Annotated in this window: 18 protein-coding genes; 5 read left to right on the forward strand and 13 right to left on the reverse strand. The window is 64.3% G+C overall.

Annotation, left to right across the window (positions count from 1 at the left end):
- Nucleotide 1: 1 nt before the first annotated feature.
- The 5 genes from hpaH to GGR23_RS15500 all read right to left on the reverse strand — a co-directional run bounded on the left by hpaH (nucleotide 2) and on the right by GGR23_RS15500 (nucleotide 4,834).
- A complete protein-coding gene (hpaH, locus tag GGR23_RS15480) occupies nucleotides 2-805 on the reverse strand; it encodes a 2-oxo-hept-4-ene-1,7-dioate hydratase (protein ID WP_183367206.1) in 804 nt (267 codons plus the stop codon).
- Nucleotides 805-1,677: a fumarylacetoacetate hydrolase family protein gene (locus tag GGR23_RS15485; RefSeq protein ID WP_183367207.1), complete on the reverse strand. Its 873-nt coding sequence runs from the start codon at nucleotides 1,675-1,677 to the stop codon at nucleotides 805-807. Before GGR23_RS15485 ends, hpaH begins: the two co-directional genes overlap by 1 nt.
- A gap of 119 nt (nucleotides 1,678-1,796) precedes the next feature.
- Nucleotides 1,797-2,777 (reverse strand): 3,4-dihydroxyphenylacetate 2,3-dioxygenase, encoded by a 981-nt coding sequence (hpaD, locus tag GGR23_RS15490; protein WP_183367208.1) that lies wholly within the window; start codon nucleotides 2,775-2,777, stop codon nucleotides 1,797-1,799.
- A gap of 106 nt (nucleotides 2,778-2,883) precedes the next feature.
- Entirely contained in the window at nucleotides 2,884-4,401 is a 1,518-nt protein-coding gene (gene hpaE / locus GGR23_RS15495; RefSeq protein ID WP_183367209.1) for a 5-carboxymethyl-2-hydroxymuconate semialdehyde dehydrogenase, read from the reverse strand.
- A gap of 46 nt (nucleotides 4,402-4,447) precedes the next feature.
- On the reverse strand, nucleotides 4,448-4,834 hold the full coding sequence (locus GGR23_RS15500; protein ID WP_183367210.1) for a 5-carboxymethyl-2-hydroxymuconate Delta-isomerase: 387 nt from the start codon (nucleotides 4,832-4,834) through the stop codon (nucleotides 4,448-4,450).
- A gap of 213 nt (nucleotides 4,835-5,047) precedes the next feature.
- Here GGR23_RS15500 and hpaR point away from each other — a divergent pair, with 213 nt between their 5' ends.
- Nucleotides 5,048-5,527, forward strand: coding sequence for a homoprotocatechuate degradation operon regulator HpaR (gene hpaR / locus GGR23_RS15505; protein WP_183367211.1), 480 nt, complete (start codon nucleotides 5,048-5,050; stop codon nucleotides 5,525-5,527).
- Here the strand turns inward: hpaR and GGR23_RS15510 are convergent.
- A complete protein-coding gene (locus GGR23_RS15510; protein WP_183367212.1) occupies nucleotides 5,524-6,036 on the reverse strand; it encodes a flavin reductase in 513 nt (170 codons plus the stop codon). The genes hpaR and GGR23_RS15510 overlap by 4 nt on opposite strands.
- Before the next feature lie 26 nt (nucleotides 6,037-6,062).
- A complete protein-coding gene (locus GGR23_RS15515) occupies nucleotides 6,063-7,622 on the reverse strand; it encodes a 4-hydroxyphenylacetate 3-hydroxylase N-terminal domain-containing protein (RefSeq protein ID WP_183367213.1) in 1,560 nt (519 codons plus the stop codon).
- Between the two features lie 95 nt (nucleotides 7,623-7,717).
- Here GGR23_RS15515 and GGR23_RS15520 point away from each other — a divergent pair, with 95 nt between their 5' ends.
- A complete protein-coding gene (locus GGR23_RS15520) occupies nucleotides 7,718-8,584 on the forward strand; it encodes a helix-turn-helix domain-containing protein (RefSeq protein ID WP_183367214.1) in 867 nt (288 codons plus the stop codon).
- Between the two features lie 3 nt (nucleotides 8,585-8,587).
- Here the strand turns inward: GGR23_RS15520 and GGR23_RS15525 are convergent, their stop codons facing one another.
- The 4 genes from GGR23_RS15525 to GGR23_RS15540 are packed head-to-tail and all read right to left on the reverse strand — an operon-like array spanning nucleotide 8,588 to nucleotide 12,737.
- A complete protein-coding gene (locus tag GGR23_RS15525; RefSeq protein WP_183367215.1) occupies nucleotides 8,588-9,937 on the reverse strand; it encodes an aspartate aminotransferase family protein in 1,350 nt (449 codons plus the stop codon).
- A 12-nt stretch (nucleotides 9,938-9,949) separates the two neighbouring features.
- Nucleotides 9,950-10,615, reverse strand: a complete 666-nt coding sequence (locus GGR23_RS15530; protein WP_183367216.1) for an HAD-IA family hydrolase — start codon at nucleotides 10,613-10,615, stop codon at nucleotides 9,950-9,952.
- On the reverse strand, nucleotides 10,612-11,877 hold the full coding sequence (locus tag GGR23_RS15535; RefSeq protein ID WP_183367217.1) for a Tm-1-like ATP-binding domain-containing protein: 1,266 nt from the start codon (nucleotides 11,875-11,877) through the stop codon (nucleotides 10,612-10,614). The genes GGR23_RS15530 and GGR23_RS15535 overlap by 4 nt, the downstream gene beginning before the upstream one ends.
- Complete coding sequence (locus GGR23_RS15540) at nucleotides 11,874-12,737, reverse strand: IclR family transcriptional regulator (protein WP_246365562.1); 864 nt, start codon at nucleotides 12,735-12,737, stop codon at nucleotides 11,874-11,876. The genes GGR23_RS15535 and GGR23_RS15540 overlap by 4 nt, the downstream gene beginning before the upstream one ends.
- Nucleotides 12,738-12,879: 142 nt before the next feature.
- Between GGR23_RS15540 and GGR23_RS15545 the strand changes: the two genes are divergently transcribed.
- Entirely contained in the window at nucleotides 12,880-14,358 is a 1,479-nt protein-coding gene (locus tag GGR23_RS15545) for an aldehyde dehydrogenase (protein ID WP_183367218.1), read from the forward strand.
- 36 nt (nucleotides 14,359-14,394) lie between these two features.
- Here GGR23_RS15545 and acuI read toward each other — a convergent pair whose 3' ends face one another.
- Nucleotides 14,395-15,384: an acrylyl-CoA reductase (NADPH) gene (acuI, locus tag GGR23_RS15550; protein ID WP_246365565.1), complete on the reverse strand. Its 990-nt coding sequence runs from the start codon at nucleotides 15,382-15,384 to the stop codon at nucleotides 14,395-14,397.
- Between the two features lie 154 nt (nucleotides 15,385-15,538).
- The gene (locus GGR23_RS15555) at nucleotides 15,539-16,441 is read right to left on the reverse strand and encodes a LysR family transcriptional regulator (RefSeq protein WP_183367219.1); all 903 of its coding nucleotides are present in this window, start codon (nucleotides 16,439-16,441) and stop codon (nucleotides 15,539-15,541) included.
- Nucleotides 16,442-16,548: 107 nt separating this feature from the next.
- Here GGR23_RS15555 and GGR23_RS15560 point away from each other — a divergent pair, with 107 nt between their 5' ends.
- Both GGR23_RS15560 and GGR23_RS15565 read left to right on the forward strand, forming a co-directional pair.
- Nucleotides 16,549-17,691, forward strand: a complete 1,143-nt coding sequence (locus tag GGR23_RS15560) for an isobutyryl-CoA dehydrogenase (RefSeq protein ID WP_183367220.1) — start codon at nucleotides 16,549-16,551, stop codon at nucleotides 17,689-17,691.
- Nucleotides 17,691-18,761, forward strand: a complete 1,071-nt coding sequence (locus tag GGR23_RS15565; protein ID WP_343066692.1) for an enoyl-CoA hydratase/isomerase family protein — start codon at nucleotides 17,691-17,693, stop codon at nucleotides 18,759-18,761. The genes GGR23_RS15560 and GGR23_RS15565 overlap by 1 nt, the downstream gene beginning before the upstream one ends.
- Nucleotides 18,762-18,772: the final 11 nt, after the last annotated feature.

Here is an 18,772-nt window from a genome sequence, read left to right on the forward strand (position 1 = left end):
TTTACGCAAAATAGGCGGAAACGGTGCCGTATGCGCCGAAATCCGCGACGATGGTATCGCCGTGGCGGGCCTCCACCGGGCGGATGAAGGAGCCCGAGAGCACCACATCGCCCGCCGAAATGGAAGAGCCATATTGGCCGAGCCGGTTCGCCAGCCAGGCAATGCCCGCGGCCGGATGGTTGAGCACGCCGGCCCCAAGACCGGTTTCCTCGATCTCGCCATTGCGCGAGACGATGGCACCCATCCAGCGCATGTCCGCATCGAGCGGCCGCACGGGGCGTCCGCCCATGACGATGCCGCCATTGGCTGCATTGTCCGAGATGGTGTCGAAGATCGTGCGGGTCTTCTTCGTTTCCGGGTCGACGCGCAGGATGCGGGTATCGAGGATCTCCAGCGAGGGCGTGATGAAATCCGTGGCGTTCAGCACGTCGAAGATGGTGACGCCCGGCCCCTTCAGCGGCGCCTTCATGACGAAGGCGATCTCCGCCTCGATGCGGGGCTGGATGAAGCGGTCGGCGGGAATCGTCGCGCTGTCGGGGAAGAACATGTCGTCGAACAGCACGCCGGAATCCGGAATGTTGATGTTCAGCGCATATTGCATGGCCTTGGAGGTGAGCCCGATCTTCCAGCCCTTCACGACGAGGCCGCTCTCGATCTTCAGACGCACCAGTTCCGCCTGCACGCGGTAGGCGTCGTCCATGGTGCCACCGGGGAAATCATGGCTCAGCAGGCGGATCTGGGTGCGGTTCTTCTCGGCATCGAAGAGGCGCCGGGCGGCGTCCTTGATCTGGTCTTCGGTCAGCATCAGGCAGTTCCCTCGTCTGCGACGGTGTTTCTCAAAATGCCGATTCCATCGGCCTCCACTTCGATCACGTCGCCCGGCTTCAGCCAGACCGGCGGATCGAAGCGCGCACCCGCACCCGTCGGCGTGCCGGTGACGATGACGTCGCCCGGAACCAGCGTGGTGAAGGTGGAGATATAGTTGATGATCTTGCGGAAGGAAAAGATCATGCGGCTCGTGCGGTCTTCCTGGCGCACCTCGCCATTGACGCGGGTCACGAGGCGGATATCGGCGAGCTGGCTTTCGTCCCGGTAGGGCACGAGCCAGGGGCCGATCGAGCCGGTACGGTCGAAATTCTTGCCCTGGGTCACGTTGAACTTGGCATGGCGCACCCAGTCGCGGATCGTGCCTTCGTTGCAGAGCGTGAGGGCCGCGATGTGGTCGAGCGCATCGGCCTCGGCAATCCGGCGGCCGCCCTTGCCGATGACGATGACGATCTCGCCCTCGTAATCGAGCTGCGGGCTTTCCGGCGGGCGGATCAGCGGCCGGTCGTGGCCGGTGAAGGAGCGCGGAAAGCGGATGAAGAGCGAGGGATTGGAGGGGGCTTGCTGCCCGTCCTTGTATTCCTCGTTGCGGTCGGGAAAGTTCACGCCGACGCAGATCAGCTTTTCCGGTGTCAGGAGCGGGATTTCATAGGTGATCTCGGAGACCGGAAAATCCGGCTGAAGCCCGCGCGACGCCTCTTCCAGACGATGCAGCGCACCCGCCTCCACCACGGACTGGAGGGTCGGATAATCCGTGCCGAAACGGGCGGACAGATCGATCACGCCGGTCTCGGCGATGATCCCGTAGCCGGCCTGTCCATTCCGGGTAAAGCTTGCGAAGCGGGTGTGCATGGGCATGTCCTGATAGGTTTTCGGGCAATCGGGGGGCCACCTGCCTCATCTCCCCCACGGGGGGATGGTGCCGGCAGGCGGATGAGGGGGCGGCAATCAATGCGCCCCCTCATCAAAACTCAAGGCGCGATGATCGGGGTTGCGCTGAGGCTGGAATCGCGCACTTCGGTCCCGGCGAACAGGCTGCCATGCTCGAACCAGCTCTTCGGTGCGGGTGCGCCCCAGAGCGTCTGGCGCTGCGGGTCCTTCAGGTCCCACTTGATCGGCTCCAGATCCGGATCGACGGTCTGGTAGTCCGAGCAGTAGATCTCGATGCGGTGGCCATCGGGATCGAGGATGTAGAGGAAGAAGGCGTTCGAGATGCCGTGGCGGCCCGGGCCGCGCTCGATGTTCTTCAGGTAGCCGGTGGTCGACATCAGGTCGAGGAGATCGATGATGTTGAGCGGTGTCGGCACCCAGAAGGCGGTGTGGTGCAGGCGCGGACCGCGGCCATTGGTGAAGGCCATGTCATGCACACCGCCCTTGCGGTGCAGCCAGGCGGCCCAGAGCTTCTTGGACTCTTCGTCTTCCGTATACTCGGTTACGCGGAAGCCCATCTCGCTGTAGAAGGCGACGGAGGCATCGACATCGGGCGAGAAGCAGTTGAAGTGGTCGATGCGCAGCGGCTTCACGCCCTTGTAGAGCTTGTACTGCTGGTGGATCGGCGGCAGTCGGTCCATCTTGTGGTAGAATTCCAGCGGAATGCCGAAATTGTCGCGGGTGCGCAGCGTCCGGCCCTGATAGGGGCGTTCGACCCACTCGGTCGGCAGACCCTTCTTCTCGAAGAAGGACTTGGCCCGGTCGAGGTCTTCCTCGCCGTAGACCTTCATGCCGAGCACGTTGGCGACGGCTTCCGCACCCTGCTTCAGCACGATGCAGTGATGGCCGCGCTCTTCCATGGCGCGCAGATAGATGGCGTTCTTGTCCTCGTAGCTCACCTGCAGGCCGAGTGTATCGACATAGAAGGCGCGCGAGGCGGCCAGATCCTTGACGATGAATTCCACGTGGCTCAAACGCACCGTATTGAATTCGGGATAGAGATTGGGGCTGGGTATGGGCATGTCGCTCCTCCTCGGCGCATTGTCTTGCCTTCCCTTTCGGCAAGCGGCCGTCACAGTCTAGAGATGGCCCCGGCAGACGCCGGGGCATTGTTCAAGGTTCGGTCGTTCAGCCGCCGAGCTTCTGGATGGCATGGGCCGTGGTGGCGAAGGCGACATTCTTCGTTTCCATGTAGAAATCGAAGGACCAGTCGCCGCCATCGCGGCCGATGCCGGAATTCTTCACCCCGCCGAAGGGCGTTGGCAGGTGGCGCACGTTTTCCGAATTCACCCAGATCATGCCGGCTTCCAGCTGATCGGTGATGCGCAGCGCGCGGGTGACATCGGAGGTCCAGAGATAGCCGGTGAGACCGTACTGGACATCGTTGGCGAGCCGGATGGCATCCGCCTCGTCGGTGAAGGAGATGGCCGAGAGCACCGGCCCGAAGATTTCTTCCTGGGCGATGCGCATGTCGTTCTTCACGCCGGTGAAGAGGGTGGGCGAGACATAGCAGCCGCCGCCCGGGCCTTCGAACTTCTCGCCACCTGCGGCGACCGTCGCGCCTTCGCTGCGGCCGATACCGATATATTCGAGCACCTTCTTTTCGTGCACCGGATGGATGAGCGGACCGATGACCGTCTTCGGGTCCAGCGGATGGCCGACGGGAATGCGCTTCGCCTTTTCCGCCACCAGCGCCGTGAACCGGTCATAGACCGAAGCCTCGACCAGCAGGCGCGAGGAGGAGGTGCAGCGCTCGCCGTTCAGCGAATAGATCATGAAGACGGCAGCATCGGCAGCGCGCTCAAGATCCGCATCGGCAAAGACGATGACCGGGTTCTTGCCGCCGAGCTCGAAATGGACGCGCTTCAGCGTGTCGGCGCCCTGCTTCATGATCATCGAGCCGGTGCGGCTTTCGCCGACGAAGCCGATGGCCTTGATATCGGGATGTTCGGTCAGCGCCTTGCCGGCATCTTCCCCAAGGCCGTTGACGAGGTTCCAGACGCCCTTCGGCAGGCCGGCCTCTTCGGCGATCTCGACGAGAAGTCGGGCGGTCAGCGGCGAGAATTCGGCTGGCTTGTGCACCACCGTGCAGCCTGCGGCAAGCGCCGGTGCGATCTTCCAGGTGGAGAGCATGAAGGGCGTGTTCCACGGCGTGATGACGCCGACGGGCCCGATGGGCGTGCGGGTGGTGATGTTGAGCTGGCCGGGCGCGCGCAGTGCCTTGCCGTCGCGGGCTTCCGGCGCGCGGTCGGCGAAGAAGCGGAAGTTTTCCGCGCCGCGCAGCGCTGCCTTCGCCATGAATTTCAGCGACTGCCCGGTATCCATGCATTCGACGAAGGCGATTTCCTCGGCGCGGGCAACGATCGCATCGGCGATCTTGTGGAGGATCTTCTTGCGCTCCTCGCCCGAGACGGCCGCCCAGGCCGGGAAGGCAGCCTTGGCAGCCTTTGCCGCGCGATCGATATCGGCGGCCTTGCCCTTGGCGACAGTCGCAATCGGCTTCAGGTCGACGGGCGAGATGATCTCGAAGGTCTCGCCGTCGGCAGCCGGCACGGCTTCCCCGTTGATATGGTTGAGCACGCCGTCTTTTCTGAACCGGGCGAGATAGGCTTCGGCCTTCTTCAGGTTTTCTTCGAGTGAGGACATGGGAACACTTTCCGTAGGATGCCGCCCTTTTCGGGGACGGCGGATTTCACTTGTCGCGAAGGCGGGGATGGATGGCGTTCTTCTTCCAGCTGAGCTCGGAATCGATTTCCCGGATTTCCAGCGAAAGGGCGAAATGCGGCGTTTCGAACCGCTGCTTCAGGAAGCCGGTGACGGCGGAGAAGATCGCCTCGCCGGTGCGCTTTTTGTCTTCGGCGCTGCGACCCTTGCCAATCCGGAATTCCATGTCGAGAAAGGCATTTTCCGCGAGATCGTCGGCAATCGACCAGGCATCGGCCCGGAAGGCGCGCACGCGCACCGCACCCACTTCGAAGAGGCCCGTCGAAAGAATCGTTTCGCGCACAAGACCGCAGAGCGCGGTCATGTCCACATCGGCTTCGAGATTGGCCGAATACTCCATTCTGAAATGCGGCATTTCCATCCTCCCCGGCGGCTTGCCTTTCGGTTCGCCGCCTCATGTAATTAACATGTTAAATAGTTGCGCCTCTTTGTCAAGCATGCTCTTCGATTATTTGGCGGCCTGCTTGTCGCGGGGAAAAAGAGGCGGGCGTTGCCAAACAAATTGCCGCTCCTTTATAAGCCCATTGAGCCGCATGCCCTGTCCGACCCCCGGCGGAGCGGCCCCTTTATGGAGAGATCCTTGCTGCCGAAGAATACGCGCCGTTCGCTGCCCATGTCGCTGCTCCGCGGACGCGAAGCGGTGATGTCGAAATTCCGGCCCATGCTGGCGCGCCACAATGTCAGCGAACAGCAGTGGCGCGTGCTGCGCGTCCTGCAGGAGACGGGGCCGCTCGACGCATCGGAGGTCTGCGAGAGGGCATCGATCCTGGCGCCGAGCCTCACGCGCATCATCAAGACGCTGGTCGAGAGGCAGTTCATCACCGTGGGGAAATTCAAGGGCGACGGCCGCCGCGTGCAGCTCTCCATCGCGCCGCCCGGAACCGCGCTGATCGAGGAACTGCAGCCGGAGCGGCAGGCGATCTACGACGAGATCGAGCGCCGGTTCGGACCGGAACGGATCGAGGAACTCCTCGACCTGCTCGAAGCGCTGATCATCAGCCAGAACGGCATGGGTGAGGAAACGGCTCTGGAGGCGGCGGAGGATTAACCCCCGAAGCCGCCATTGGCGAAGGTGGCAGGACGCATGTAGGCGCGGTCCATGTAGAGGAGCGCGTTGCCGTCGGCCCGGCGGCGAATGCCGGTGACGCGGGCGATCATGATGTTGTGGGTGCCGGCCTGCTGCACGGTCTCGATCTCGCAGTCGAAATTGACGATCGCATCCTTCAGCGCGGGCGTGCCCGATTCCATCGTCACCCATTCGGCTGCGGCATAGCGCTCGGCCATGTCCTGCACCTGGCCGGCGAACTTGCCCGCCAGATGCTGGTGCTCGTGGGTGAGCACGTTGACGCAGAAGCGCCCGTTCGAGAGGAACAGGTCGCGCTGCGCCGACTTGCCGTTCATGCAGACGAGGAGGGACGGCGGATCGTCCGAGACGCTGCACATGGCGGTGGCGGTAAACCCGCCACGCCCGTGCGGCCCGTCCGTGGTGATGATGTTGACCGGCGCACAGACGCGGGCCATGGCATCGCGGAACTCGCCCTTGGATACTTCGGTCATCGCCTCGCCCTCCCCGGCATCATGGATCACTCGGCAGCCGCCTTCAGCGGGTCCTGGTGGAACGACTGCTCCCAGGTATCACCGGTCCAGCCATTCTCGTCGTAGTCGCTCATGCAGGTATCGACGAGCGCTTCCATTTCGCGCAGCCGCCCGGTGCGTTCGGCGCCCTTCAGCACCTGCAGGCGGACCTCTTCCGGCGCGCCGGCATAGTTCAGCTCGTAGAGCGCATGGCGGCCACCGAATTCCGTACCCGTCGCATCCCAGAGCAGCTTCATGATCTTGATGCGCTCGATGTGGCTCATGTCGTTGGAGCCGCGGACATATTGCGCGAGATACTTGTTGATCTCGGGATTGTGGAAGTCCTTGGCCGAGGACGGCAGGTAGATGAGGCCCGAGGCCACAGTCCGGCGGACCATGTCGATGACCTTGGGATAGGCTTCCGACATGAAGGTGCGGTAGCAGAGGGCTGCTTCCATGTTGGGCAGCACCGCGCCATTCGCCCAGGGCTGCGGATTATAGGCCATGGCATTGGAGAAGGCCCAGAACTGGTGGCGGATGGCAATCACTTCGCCGAGCATCGCCTGATTGCCGCGGAAGGCATCGCCACCCGTGGCGCGCAGCGCCTTGGCAAGCAGCCCTGCGAGGAAATCGAGCTTCACCGCCAGCCGGGTGCAGCCCTGGAAGCAGTAGCCATGCATGAAGCCCGAGGCCGGGTGGAAGGACAGGATCTTCTGCGCGTCGCGCAGGACCAGCACGTCTTCCCAGGGGACGAAGACATTGTCGAGCACCAGGATCGCATCGTTCTCGTCGAAGCGCGAGGAGAGCGGATAGTCGAAGGGAAGGCCCGCCGTGTTTGCGGTCTCCTCGTAGGAGACCCGGCAGAACATCTTGATGCCGGGCGCATTCATCGGGACGATGAACATGACCGAGAGAGAGGGATCTTCCGTCACCGTTGCCGAGGACTGGGCAAGGAAATTGTAGTGGGTGAGCGCCGAGGAGGTGGCAACCACCTTCGCGCCCGAGACATAGATGCCCGCATCGGTTTCCTTGGTGATGTGAACGAAGACATCCTTCACCTGGTCGGCCGGCTTGTGGCGGTCGATGGGCGGATTGACGATCGCGTGGTTCATGAAGAGCACGCTTTCCTGCGCGCGCTTGTGCCAGGCAAGGGCATTGTCCTTGAAGGGACCGTACCAGTCGGCATTGGCGCCGAGCGTGTTCATGAGCGCTGCCTTGTAATCGGCGGTGCGGCCCATCCAGCCGTAGGACATGCGGGCCCAGTCCGCGATCGCGCCCTGCTGGGCAACGAGTTCGGCCGAAGACTTCGCCACGCGGAAATACTTGTGCGTATAGCCGCCATTGCCCGTGTCGGTCGGCGAGGTCAGGCGATCCTTCTTGGCCGGGTCATGCAGCGCATCGTAAAGACGGGCGAGCGACCGGACCGAATTGCGCATGGCGGGATGGGTGGTCACGTCCTCGACGCGCTCGCCATTGATGTAGACCTCGCGGCCATCCCGGAGGCTTTCCAGGTATTCGGCCCCGGTGAAGGGACGGGTCTTGTCGGCGCGGATATCTTCGGGGCGCATGGGCTCTCTCCTCCTGAACATGTTAAGCAAGGATAGGCCGGACAGCGCCGATCGGCCATGGACATTTCCGGCAATTCGCTGGTACTTTTTCCGGCATGAGCACCGAGCAGGACATCCCCACCTTCTTCGTCTATGGCGAGCCGAGCCGCTCGCTCGATGTCGGCTTCCTGCATGTGGAAACCGTAAACGAGCGGCAATCCGTGCATCAGGGGCATGTGGCCCCGCACAAACATGCGCAGATGGGGCAGATCACCTTCTGGTATCGCGGCGAGGGCGACTACCGGATCGAGGAGCGCCAGTTTCACTTTTCGGCGCCGGCGGTGAGCTTCATACCCTCGAACGTGGTGCATGGCTTCGAAATCGGGCCCAAGACGGACGCCATCGTCGTATCGGTGGCGGACGACACGCTGCGTGCCCTTTCCGGCCTCACGCAGCTGCCGCTCGACCAGCCGGTGCTGCTGCAGGGGCTGAAGGGGGATGTGGGCTGGCTGCGGCTTTCCGCGGTGCTGGAGCTGATCCAAGCGGAATACCGGGAAGGCGAGCCGCCGACGGGCAAGGTTCTGCCGGGGCTGATCGCGGTGGCGCTTTCCTACATCGCCCGTCTCGGGGCGGGGGCGGAAGCGCCGAGCGTATCGCCGACGGTCACGCTGGCGCTTGCGCTCCGGCGGGCCGTCGACCGGCATTACCGGCAGGATCACCCGGTGCAGTTCTATGTGGAGCTGCTCAACACCACGCCCCATCTGCTCGACAAGGCGGCCCGACAGGTCTTCGGCCAGCCGGTGAAGGCCGTCATTCTCGAACGGCGGCTCCTGGAGGCAAAGCGGCTCCTGATGTTCACCATCCGGCCCGTGGAGGACATTGCCGCCGAAACCGGCTTCAAGGATCCGGCCTACTTCTCGCGCTTCTTCAGAAAGCGCGTAGGCGAGGCACCCGCCGCCTGGCGGCGGGCGCATGTGGGATAAGGCTCAGAGCCCGGCAAAGGCCTTGTCGAGCGCGCCGAGGATAATCTGCACTTCGTCGGCCGAGAGGATGAGCGGCGGGGAGAGGATGATGTTCGAGCCGGAGACGCGGATCATCACGCCCTCGGCATAGGCACCTTCCGCCGCCTTCGCCATCATCTTCTTGTCGGCGGCCTTCTTGGTTGCGCGGTCGGAGACGAGCTCCAGCGCGCCCATGAGGCCGATGCCGCGGACATCGCCGACAACCTCGTGCTTTTCCTTGAGCTTCGCCAGCCCGGCCTGAAGTTCGGCACCCCGCGCCCTGGCATTGGCGGCGAGATCGAGGCGCCGGGTCTCGGAAAGGGCGGCAAGTGCGGCCGCGCAACCGACCGGATGAGCCGAATAGGTATAGCCGTGGCCGATGGCACCGAAGCTCGTCTTGTCCGCCTCGAAGGCTTCCGCAACCTTGGCGCCGATCAGAGTCGCGCCGAGCGGGAAGTAGCCTGAGGTGATGGCCTTGGCGATGCACATCATGTCGGGCTTTACGCCCCAGAGCCGCGAACCGGACCAGGCGCCGGTGCGACCGAAGCCGGTGACGACCTCGTCGGCAATGAGCAGGATGTCGTGGCGGTCGCAGAGCGCACGCACGGCCGGCATGAAGCTTTCATGGGGCACCATCACGCCGCCGGCACCCAGCACCGGTTCCATGATGACGGCAGCGATCGTATCCGCGCCCTGGAAGGCGATTTCGTCCTCGAAAGCCTGGATGATCAGCTTTGCAAGCGCGGCCGGATCGGTTTCGTTGAAGGGGTTGCGATAGGTATAGGGGGCGGGCATGTGGAAGAAGCCCGGCATCAGCGGCTCGTAGTTGCGGCGGAAATTGGCATTGCCGTTCGCCGAGGCGCCGCCGAAATGGGTGCCGTGATAACCCTTCTTCAGCGCCAGGAACTTGGTCTTCTCACCGAGCCCCCGGACCTTCCAGTACTGGCGGGCAAGGCGAAGTGCCGTCTCGACGCTGTCCGATCCGCCAGACGTGAAGAAGGAGCGAACCATGCCTTCCGGCGCGAACCAGTCGGCGAGCTCGTGGGCCAGCTCGATGGCGGGCGCCGTCGAGGTGCCGCGGAAGGCGGAATAATAGGGCAGCTGGTCGAGCTGGGCTGCAATCGCCTTCTTCACCGGGTCCGAACTGTAGCCGAGATTGACGTTCCAGAGACCACCCACCGCATCCAGCACCTCCGTGCCGTCGACATCGGTGACGCAGGTGCCCTTGCCGCCGGTGATGATCTTCGGCGGATTGGCCTGCATTTCTGCCGGATGAGCCATCGGATGCCAGATGTGGCGGGCATTCTGTTCGCGAAGGAAGTTGCTGTCGCGCATGGGTGTGGTCCTTTATTGCGCGCTGAGGCCGAAATGGGCCAGCGCCTGTTCATAGGATTGAAAGGGGGCGGTCACGTCGAAATGGACCGTGCGCATGCCGACGGCATCGCCGCCCTTCACGTTGCGCAGCTGGTCATCGACGAAGACGCAGTCATCGGGCTCGACGCCGAGCGCCTCGATCACCGTGCGGTAGGCGCGCGGGTCGGGCTTGAGGATGCCGGTATAAGTCGCATCGCTGACGAGCTCGAACCTGTCGAGCAGCGGCAGCTTGGTGCGGAAATCCTTGCCATAGAAGAGATCGAGTTCGTTGGAGAGGATCGCCAGCCGAAAGCCTGCATCGGCAACCAGATCGATGGCCTTGCGCGCTTCCGGGCGGATCACCGCATCGGGATCGGCCCCGCGCGAACGGATGACGAAGGTCTGCATGTCGGTCCACTCCTCGCCGACGAGCCTGCCGGTCTCGGCGGCGCGGATGTGCCAGTAATCCCGCTCGCTGATTTCGTCGGCCTGCATCTTCTGCCAGAGCGGATCGCGGGCGGGATCGAAAGGCCCCGGCCAATCCAGGGTGCCTTCGGCAAGGCCGAGTGCGGATTCGGTCAGCCGGTGGGTTTCGAACATGGTCTTCGAGATGACCCCGCCGAAATCCAGAACGAGTACCTTGGCAAGCTTGCCGGTCATGCTGCTTCTCCGGTCTTTTCCTTGACGCCTGCAGGCACCTTGCCTTCGGCTGCCCAGCGGTCGAGGACCGAAAGCGCGACATCGGCAAAGCCCGGGCTGTTGATGTGATGGGGTGTCGCGATGAGTTCGACCGGCGGGCGGATGGCCTCGCGCATGGCTTTCAGGAAGCCGCCGAGGCTTTCCGGATCATGGAAGGGCTGCCCCTCCTGATCCCATTCCTGGATGCCGCCTTCCGGCAGGATGAAGGCGACCGGACCCTTGGCGGCCGAAAGCTTCTCGCCGATCTTCTCGGCAATATGGCGGCGCTCCTCGGGGCTGGCGATGATGGAGCCGATCAGGCGGTTGTGGCCGTGATAGGCCCGGTCTGCAAGCTTCGGCGGCAGCGGCAGCCAGGCGCAGACATCGATCATGTCGACGGCACCGGGCGCGACGATCTGCGGGATGCCGAGGCGTCCGGCATTCTCCAGACGGTCCGGGCCGGAATTCACCACCGAGCCGTTCTCGAAATTGGCGAGTTCCTGGAGCGAGAAATCCATCACCACATCGAAACCGCGCTGGGCGGCGACCGCTTCCAGCGCACGCCCGCCCATGCCCGTCGTGTGGAAGACCACCAGTTCATAGCCGCGCTTGTCGAGTTCCGGTTTCAGATGGGTCATGTATTTCAGGCAGGACTTGCCGAGCGAGCTCATGCCGACGACGGGCTTCGAGCGGGTCGGGCGAACGGCAGTCTTTGCGGCACCCACCACCGCGCCGGAGGCCTGCGACAGCACCGCACGGCAGACGCTGTTCAGCCCGTAGAGGCCGCCTGCCCAGAGGATCATCATCAGGTCTGTCGCGATCCGGTCCGGCGGCAGGAGGTGCGAATAGGAAATGGTGGACACCACGAATTTCGGCACGCCGAGCGGGAGCGCGAGCGCCACATCGAGCGCCAGATCCGTGCCCATGGAGCCGCCGAGCGCCAGCACGCCGTCGATCCGGCCTTCGTCATGGAGCTTGCGCGCAAGGATTGCCGCACCGCCTGCCATCATGGTCATGGCCGACATCTCGTCGCCGCCGGCCGTTGCCTCGGCCAGCGTGTGGCCGCCGGCCGCCAGCACGTCGTGCTTGGAGAAATCGGGTTCGTAGGGCGGATCGCCGAGGATGCTCACATCCATCTGCAGCGCCTCGCCGCCGGCCTCGCGGATGGAGGAGGCCATGAACTGGAGTTCTTCGGATTTGGTGTCGCCGGTGCCGATCACCAGGATGCGGGGACGGGTCGTCATGGGCCTGCCTTTGCCGGTTCGAGAGTTGAAGGGGATGGGGACACGCGAGAAGGGGCCGCAGGAAGGGTCCGTCTCGGCGAGCCGCCCGATAGCTTGATCGAAATAGCCTCCGCCGCCCGCCGCACCGCCTCGCCGAGCCTGGGGATGCCGGCATCGTCGATGCGGACCAGCGGGCAGGCAATGGCAATGGCGCCGATGGCAAGGTGCGGATCCCGCCCGAAGATGGCGGCGCCGGTGGAATAGACGCCCTCTTCGTGCCCCTGTCGGCCGATCGAATAGCCGCGGGCGCGGGTATCCTCGATAAGCATGCGCAGACGCGCCGGATCGGTTTCGGTGAAGCGGGTATGGGCGGAAAGCGGTCTTGCAAGGAGCGCGTCGACATAGGCGTCGGGTGCATGGGCAAGCCAGGCGAGCCCGGATGCCGTGCCATGGAGGGGCAGGCGCACGCCGACGGCGACGCTGACCCGGTTGGCACGCGGGGACTCGGCAACGAAGATGGAGTTCAGCGAACCGGACTCGAATTCGGAAAGATGGGTGGTTTCCCCGGTTTCCTCCGCGAGCGCCTGGACAAAAGGACGGGCGATTTCCAGAAAGGGAAAATGGCTGTCGCGAATGCGGGCGAGGCGGACAACGGCAGGTCCAAGCCGGTAGCGGCGTGTCACCGGATCGTGCTCGATCATGCCGCTTTCGGCGAGCTGGATGAGCAGGCGCCGGGTCGTGGCCTTGTCCATGCCGGTGCGGGCGGCAAGCTCGGTCAGCCCGAGATCGCCGCGCTCCGCATCGAAGGCGTCGAGAAGCGCCATGGCTTTGCCGACCGTGCTCATCGCCCCTCCCCTTTCCTCCGGACGCTGGCCTTTCATGGGGGCGTCTCCCGCGCCGTGATCCCATGAATTTACTTAACGTGTAAAATACATTGACACCGGCCGGAAAGTTTTGCAAGTCTAAATGTGAAACGAGGGTCCATATAGTGAACCCGTCGCATTTGCCCCGGAGGAGGCGCCCATGCTGAACCAGGAAGCCATCGACACGCTCGCAGCGCAGGCCGTTGCCCCGCGCGGCCATCTCATCAACGGACGCATGGTGGAGGGCGACCAGCGGATCGAAGTCAGAAGCCCGATCGACGGCTCGGTGCTGACGACGATTGCCGGCGGCAACGAGCGGGATATCGATGCGGCCGTTGCAGCAGCGCGTGCCGCCTTCGAAAAATGGTCGCGCTCCGGCCCGGCCTTCCGCAAAAAGGTGCTGCTCAAGCTTGCGGATCTCATCGAAAAGCATGCGCTGGAGCTTGCGGTCCTCGGCGTGCGCGACAATGGTACGGAGATCAACATGGCGCTGAAGGCCGAGCCGCTCTCGGCCGCCGGCACCTTCCGCTACTATGGCGAGGCAATCGACAAGGTCTATGACGAGATCGCGCCGACTGCCCCCGAGGTGCTGGCGCTCGTCCACCGCGAGCCGCTCGGCGTCGTGGGCTGCATCGTGCCCTGGAACTTCCCGATGATGATCGGCGCCTGGAAGATCGCGCCAGCGCTCGCCGCCGGCAATACGGTGGTGCTGAAGCCCGCCGAAATCGCCTCGCTTTCCCTGCTCCGCATGGCGGAGCTGGCGCTGGAAGCAGGCATGCCGGAAGGCGTCTTCAACGTGGTGACCGGCAAGGGCTCGGTGACCGGCAAGGCGCTCGGGATGCACATGGATGTGGACGCGCTCGCCTTTACCGGCTCCGGCGGCGTCGGCCGGATGCTGATGGAATATTCCGCCCGCTCCAACCTGAAGCGCGTCTTCCTGGAGCTGGGCGGCAAGTCGCCGAACATCGTCTTTGCCGATACGGCCGATCTCGGCAAGGCGGCCAAGGTTTCGGCCTCGGGCATCTTCCGCAATTCGGGACAGGTCTGCGTGGCCGGTTCGCGGCTTCTCGTGGAAGAGAGCATCCACGATGCCTTCCTCGAGAAGCTTGCCGAATCGACGGCCAAGTTCAAGGTCGGCAACCCGCTCCAGCTTTCGAGCGATATCGGCGCCGTCTCCAGCGAGGACCAGCTCTCCAAGGACCTGGAATTCGTCGAGCAGGCGAAGAAGGAAGGCGGCGCTGTGCTGACCGGCGGCAAGCGGCTTCTTGCAGAAACCGGCGGCAGCTACATGGCCCCCACGATCGTCACGGGCGTTCGCCCGGAAATGACGCTCTTCCGGGAGGAAGTGTTCGGCCCGGTTCTCGCCGTCACCCCGTTCAAGACGGAGGAAGAGGCGATCCGCCTGGCCAATGGCACGGATTACGGTCTCGCCTCCGCTGTCTGGACATCCAGCCTTTCCCGCGCCCATCGGATGGTGCGGGCGATCCATGCGGGCGTGGTGCATGTGAACACCTATGGCGGTTCGGACATCACCGTTCCCCTCGGCGGCTTCAAGCAGTCGGGCTTCGGACGGGACAAGTCGCTCCATGCCATGGAGAAGTACACCGATCTCAAGACAGCCTGGATCGACCTTGCCTGAAGTGAGAAGGGCGGCCCAAAGCCGCCCTTTGCCTTTTCAGCCGATCTTGATGACCACGCGGCCCCGGGTCTGGCCCGCCATGATGGCATCGGCAAGCTCGGGCAGCCGGTCCATCGGCTCTACGGTCGTCATCGCCGCGAGCTTGTCCCGGTCGAGGCTTTCGGCGAGCAGCGCCCAGGCGCGGTCGCGCTTTGCCGCCGGCGCCATCACCGAATCCACGCCGATCAGCGTCACGCCGCGCAGGATATGGGGCATGACCGTTCCCGGCAGATCGAAACCGCCGGCAAGTCCGCAGGCCGCCACCGCCCCGCCATAGACCGTCTGGGCCAGCACATTGGCAAGCGTCGTGGAGCCGACGGAATCGACCGCGCCCGTCCAGCGCTCCTTCTGGAGCGGTCCGCCCTTTTCGGCGAGCGTCGCCCGATCGACGAACTGGGTAGCGCCCAGCCCCTTCAGATAATCATGGGTATCGGGACGGCCTGTCGAGGCGGTGACAGGGTAGCCGCGGCTTGCGAGCAGCGCGACCGCAACCGAGCCCACGCCCCCGGCGGCACCTGTCACGAGCACTTCGCCCTCGCCCTTCCGGATCGTGCCCCAGTCTTCGAGCGCCAGCACGCAGAGCGCTGCCGTATAGCCCGCCGTGCCGATCGCCATCGCCTGTTCCAGCGTGAAGGCGTCGGGAAGCCGCGTCAGCCAGCCGGCCTTGACCCGCTGGTAGCCGCTGTAGCCGCCCCATTCCGTCTCCGACATGCCCCAGCCATTGACGACAACCTTGTCGCCGGCCTTCCATTCCGGAGCCCGGCTCTCCACCACCGTGCCCGCCAGATCCGCACCGGCGACCATCGGGAAACGGCGCGCAATGCGACCCCGCCCGGAGATTGCCAGTCCATCCTTGTAGTTCAGCGTCGAATACTCGACCTTCACCAGGACGTCGTTGTCGGGCAGTTCCGCCATCGTCAGGTTCCGGAAGCCCGCCTTCGGCTTGCCGTCCACCTGGTCGATGACCATCGCGCGGAAGGTGTCCATCTAATCCTCCTTCATGTCTGGGCAGTTCGTTGCTGCCGGTTGTGCCTGACATTTCCCCGCCAGCACGGATTCGTCAATCTCCGTTGCCTACGGCTTAGGTCGGAGAGGGCATGGGGAGGCCGATGGAACGGGCGTGCCTGCCTCCGTCGCCTTCCTATCCCGGAAGGAAGCGCTGGCCGGCGCTGCGGATAGCCTCCACAAGGAAATCCATCGTTGCCTTGATGCGCGCGAGCTTGCGGGTATCCTCGTGCACGCTCATGTAAAAGGTCCGGATGAGCCGGAGCTTGTCCGGGAGCAGACGCGTGAAGCGGGCATCGCCTTCCGCCAGAAAACAGGGCAGCACCGCCAGCCCCGCCCCGGCGGCCACGGCCTCCGCCTGCGCCATGAGGTTCGAACTCTTCATGCGCGTCGTGAGCGCGCGCGCAATCAGCGGCAGATAATCGAGCTCCGGCGTGTAAATCAGATCATCGATATAGCTGACGAAGGGCTTGCGCTGCAGATCGGCCGCCTCCGCGACATCCTGCCAGTCGCGGACCCTGTGGGCTGCGCCGTAAACGCCGAGCTCGTAATCGGTGAGCTTGAGCGTGTAGAGCCGGGCATGGCCGGGATTGGACAGGCCGATCGCGATATCCGCCTCGCGCTTCGAGAGGCTGAAGCTGCGGGGGGTGGCCACGAGCTCGATGTCGAGGTCCGGATGCCGTTCCGCAAGCGCTCCGATCCGCGGCGCCAGAAAGCAGGTGCCGAAACCGTCCGGACTGCCGATCCGGACCGTACCCGAGACCGCCGTGCTTTCCTCCGCGATCTCGCTCTGTATCGTCATGACCGCCGCCTCGATCCGCTCTGCCTCCGCGAGAAGCCGCTCGCCGTCCAGCGTCAGCGTGTAGCCATTGAGGCTCCTGTCGAACAACTTCGCCTTCAGCGACGTTTCAAGGGCAGCGATCCGGCGCGACAGGGTGGAATGGTCCACCTTCAGCCGGCGCGCCGCCAGCGTGAGCTTGCCGCTGCGCGCGACGGCCAGAAAGGAACGGAGGAGATCCCAGTCAAAGGGCTTAGACATGCGAATTCCTGCACAATAACCGCGGAAAATTACCCCTATAACGGTGCAATTTTTTGTGCAATGCAAGACCAAGGCCGGTCATGCGCAGGATCCGGCGAGGAGGACCCATGGAATTCGGCTTGAATGACGAACAGACGGCAATCCGGGACATGGCGCGCGCCTTTGCCGCCGAAGAGATTGCACCGCATGCTCTGGAATGGGACGAGCGCAAGCATTTTCCGGTCGACGTGCTGCGAAAGGCGGCAGAGCTCGGCATGGGCGCCATCTATGTCAGCGAAGACGCCGGCGGCACGGGGCTGACCCGGCTGGACACCGCCGTCATCATCGAGGAACTGGCCCGCGGCTGCCCGTCGGTTTCGGCCTATGTCTCGATCCACAACATGGTGGCCGGCATGATCGACCGGTACGGATCGCCGGAACAGAAGGAGCGCTTCCTTCCCGCCCTCGTCTCCATGGAGATGCTGTCCAGCTATTGCCTGACCGAACCGGGCTCCGGCTCCGATGCAGCCGCGCTCAAGACCCGCGCCGTCCGCGAGGGAGACCACTATGTGCTTTCCGGGCAGAAACAGTTCATCTCGGGCGCAGGCAGCGCAGGTCTTTACCTGGTGATGGCTCGGACGGGAGAGGACGGGCCCAAGGGCATTTCCGCCTTTCTCGTCACGGCTGACATGCCGGGTTTGTCCTTCGGGGCGAACGAACGGAAAATGGGGTGGAATTCCCAGCCGACGCGGGCCGTCATTCTCGATCAGGTCCGTGTTCCCGCAGAAAACCGCCTCGGCGCCGAAGGTGAAGGTTTCCGTTTCGCCATGGCCGGCCTCGATGGCGGCCGCCTGAACATCGCCGCCGCGGCACTGGGTGGCGCGCAGAGCGCCTTTGACCGCGCCGTCGACTACATGCGCGAGCGCAAGGCATTCGGCAGGGCGATCATCGACTTCCAGGCGCTGCAGTTCCGGCTGGCGGACATGGAGACCGATCTCGAGGTTGCTCGCACCTTTCTGTGGCGGGCCGCTACCGCCCTCGACCGCGGCGATGCGGACGCCACGAAGCTGTGCGCCATGGCGAAGCGGCATGTGACCGACCGCGCCTTCGAGGTGGCAAACCAGGCGCTCCAGATGCTTGGCGGCTATGGCTACCTTGCCGATTACGGCCTCGAGAAAATCGTGCGGGACCTGCGTGTCCATCAGATCCTCGAGGGGACCAACGAGATCATGCGGCTGATCATTGCCCGTTCGATCGTGGGGAGGGGCTGATGGACATGAGCGCAGAACAGGAGCTCCTCGTCTCCCGTCATGGTTCCCTCGGCATCATCGTGCTCAACCGTCCCAAGGTGCTGAACAGTCTTTCCCTGGCCATGGTGCGGGAGATGGAGAAGGCACTCGACGGCTTCGAGGCCGAACCTGCCGTGCGCGCGATCTTGATGATCGGTGCCGGCGACCGCGCCTTTTGCGCCGGCGGCGATATCCGCGCTCTCTACGATGCCGGGAAGGCCGGCGACAGCCTGCCGGAAACCTTCTGGCGCGAGGAGTATCTGCTCGACGAGCGGATCAGCCGCTTTCCGAAGCCGGTCATTGCCGTGATGAACGGCATCACCATGGGTGGCGGCGTCGGCCTGGCCGCCCATGCCAGCCACAGGATCGTCATCGAGCGGACGAAATTCGCCATGCCGGAAGCGGGCATCGGCTTCTTCCCCGATGTGGGCGCCTCCTGGCTCCTCACCCGCACGCCCGGGGAGTTCGGCACCTACATCGCCCTGACGGGCGTGAATTGCGGTCCGGCGGAAACGATTCGCGCGGGCATTGCCGATTGCTTCGTGCCGGAAGCCGATCTTGAGGCGCTGAAGGCCGCCCTGGCATCCCTCCCCGAAAACGCGGATGCTGCGGCCGTGACCGACACGGTTCGCCGGTTCGCGCGGGACGCCGCTCCCACCGTCGAAAGCGCGGCCCTTGCGGTCATCGACGGGTGCCTTGCCCATGACCGCATGGAAGAGATCGTGGCAGCGCTTTCTGCAGAAGGAAGCGACTTCGCGCTGAAGACGCGGGACCTTCTTCTCGGCAAGTCTCCGACGAGCCTCAAGGTGACGCTCGACCTCTATCGCCAGGGGCGCCGGGCAGCCTCGCTTCGGGAGTGCCTTGAGCGTGAATTTGCCGTGACGGCCGGCATGATTGCCGGTCACGATTTCTACGAAGGCGTGCGGGCGGCCATCATCGACAAGGACCGGAACCCGCAGTGGTCGCCGCGAACCCTCGATGGGGTCACCGCTGCCGACGTTTCCGCCTATTTCATCCCGCGGCATCGGCCGCTTTTCAACCCGGCCGGCTGAGCACAGAAGAG

Source organism: Gellertiella hungarica, from assembly GCF_014197145.1.
GTDB classification, from domain to species: domain Bacteria; phylum Pseudomonadota; class Alphaproteobacteria; order Rhizobiales; family Rhizobiaceae; genus Gellertiella; species Gellertiella hungarica.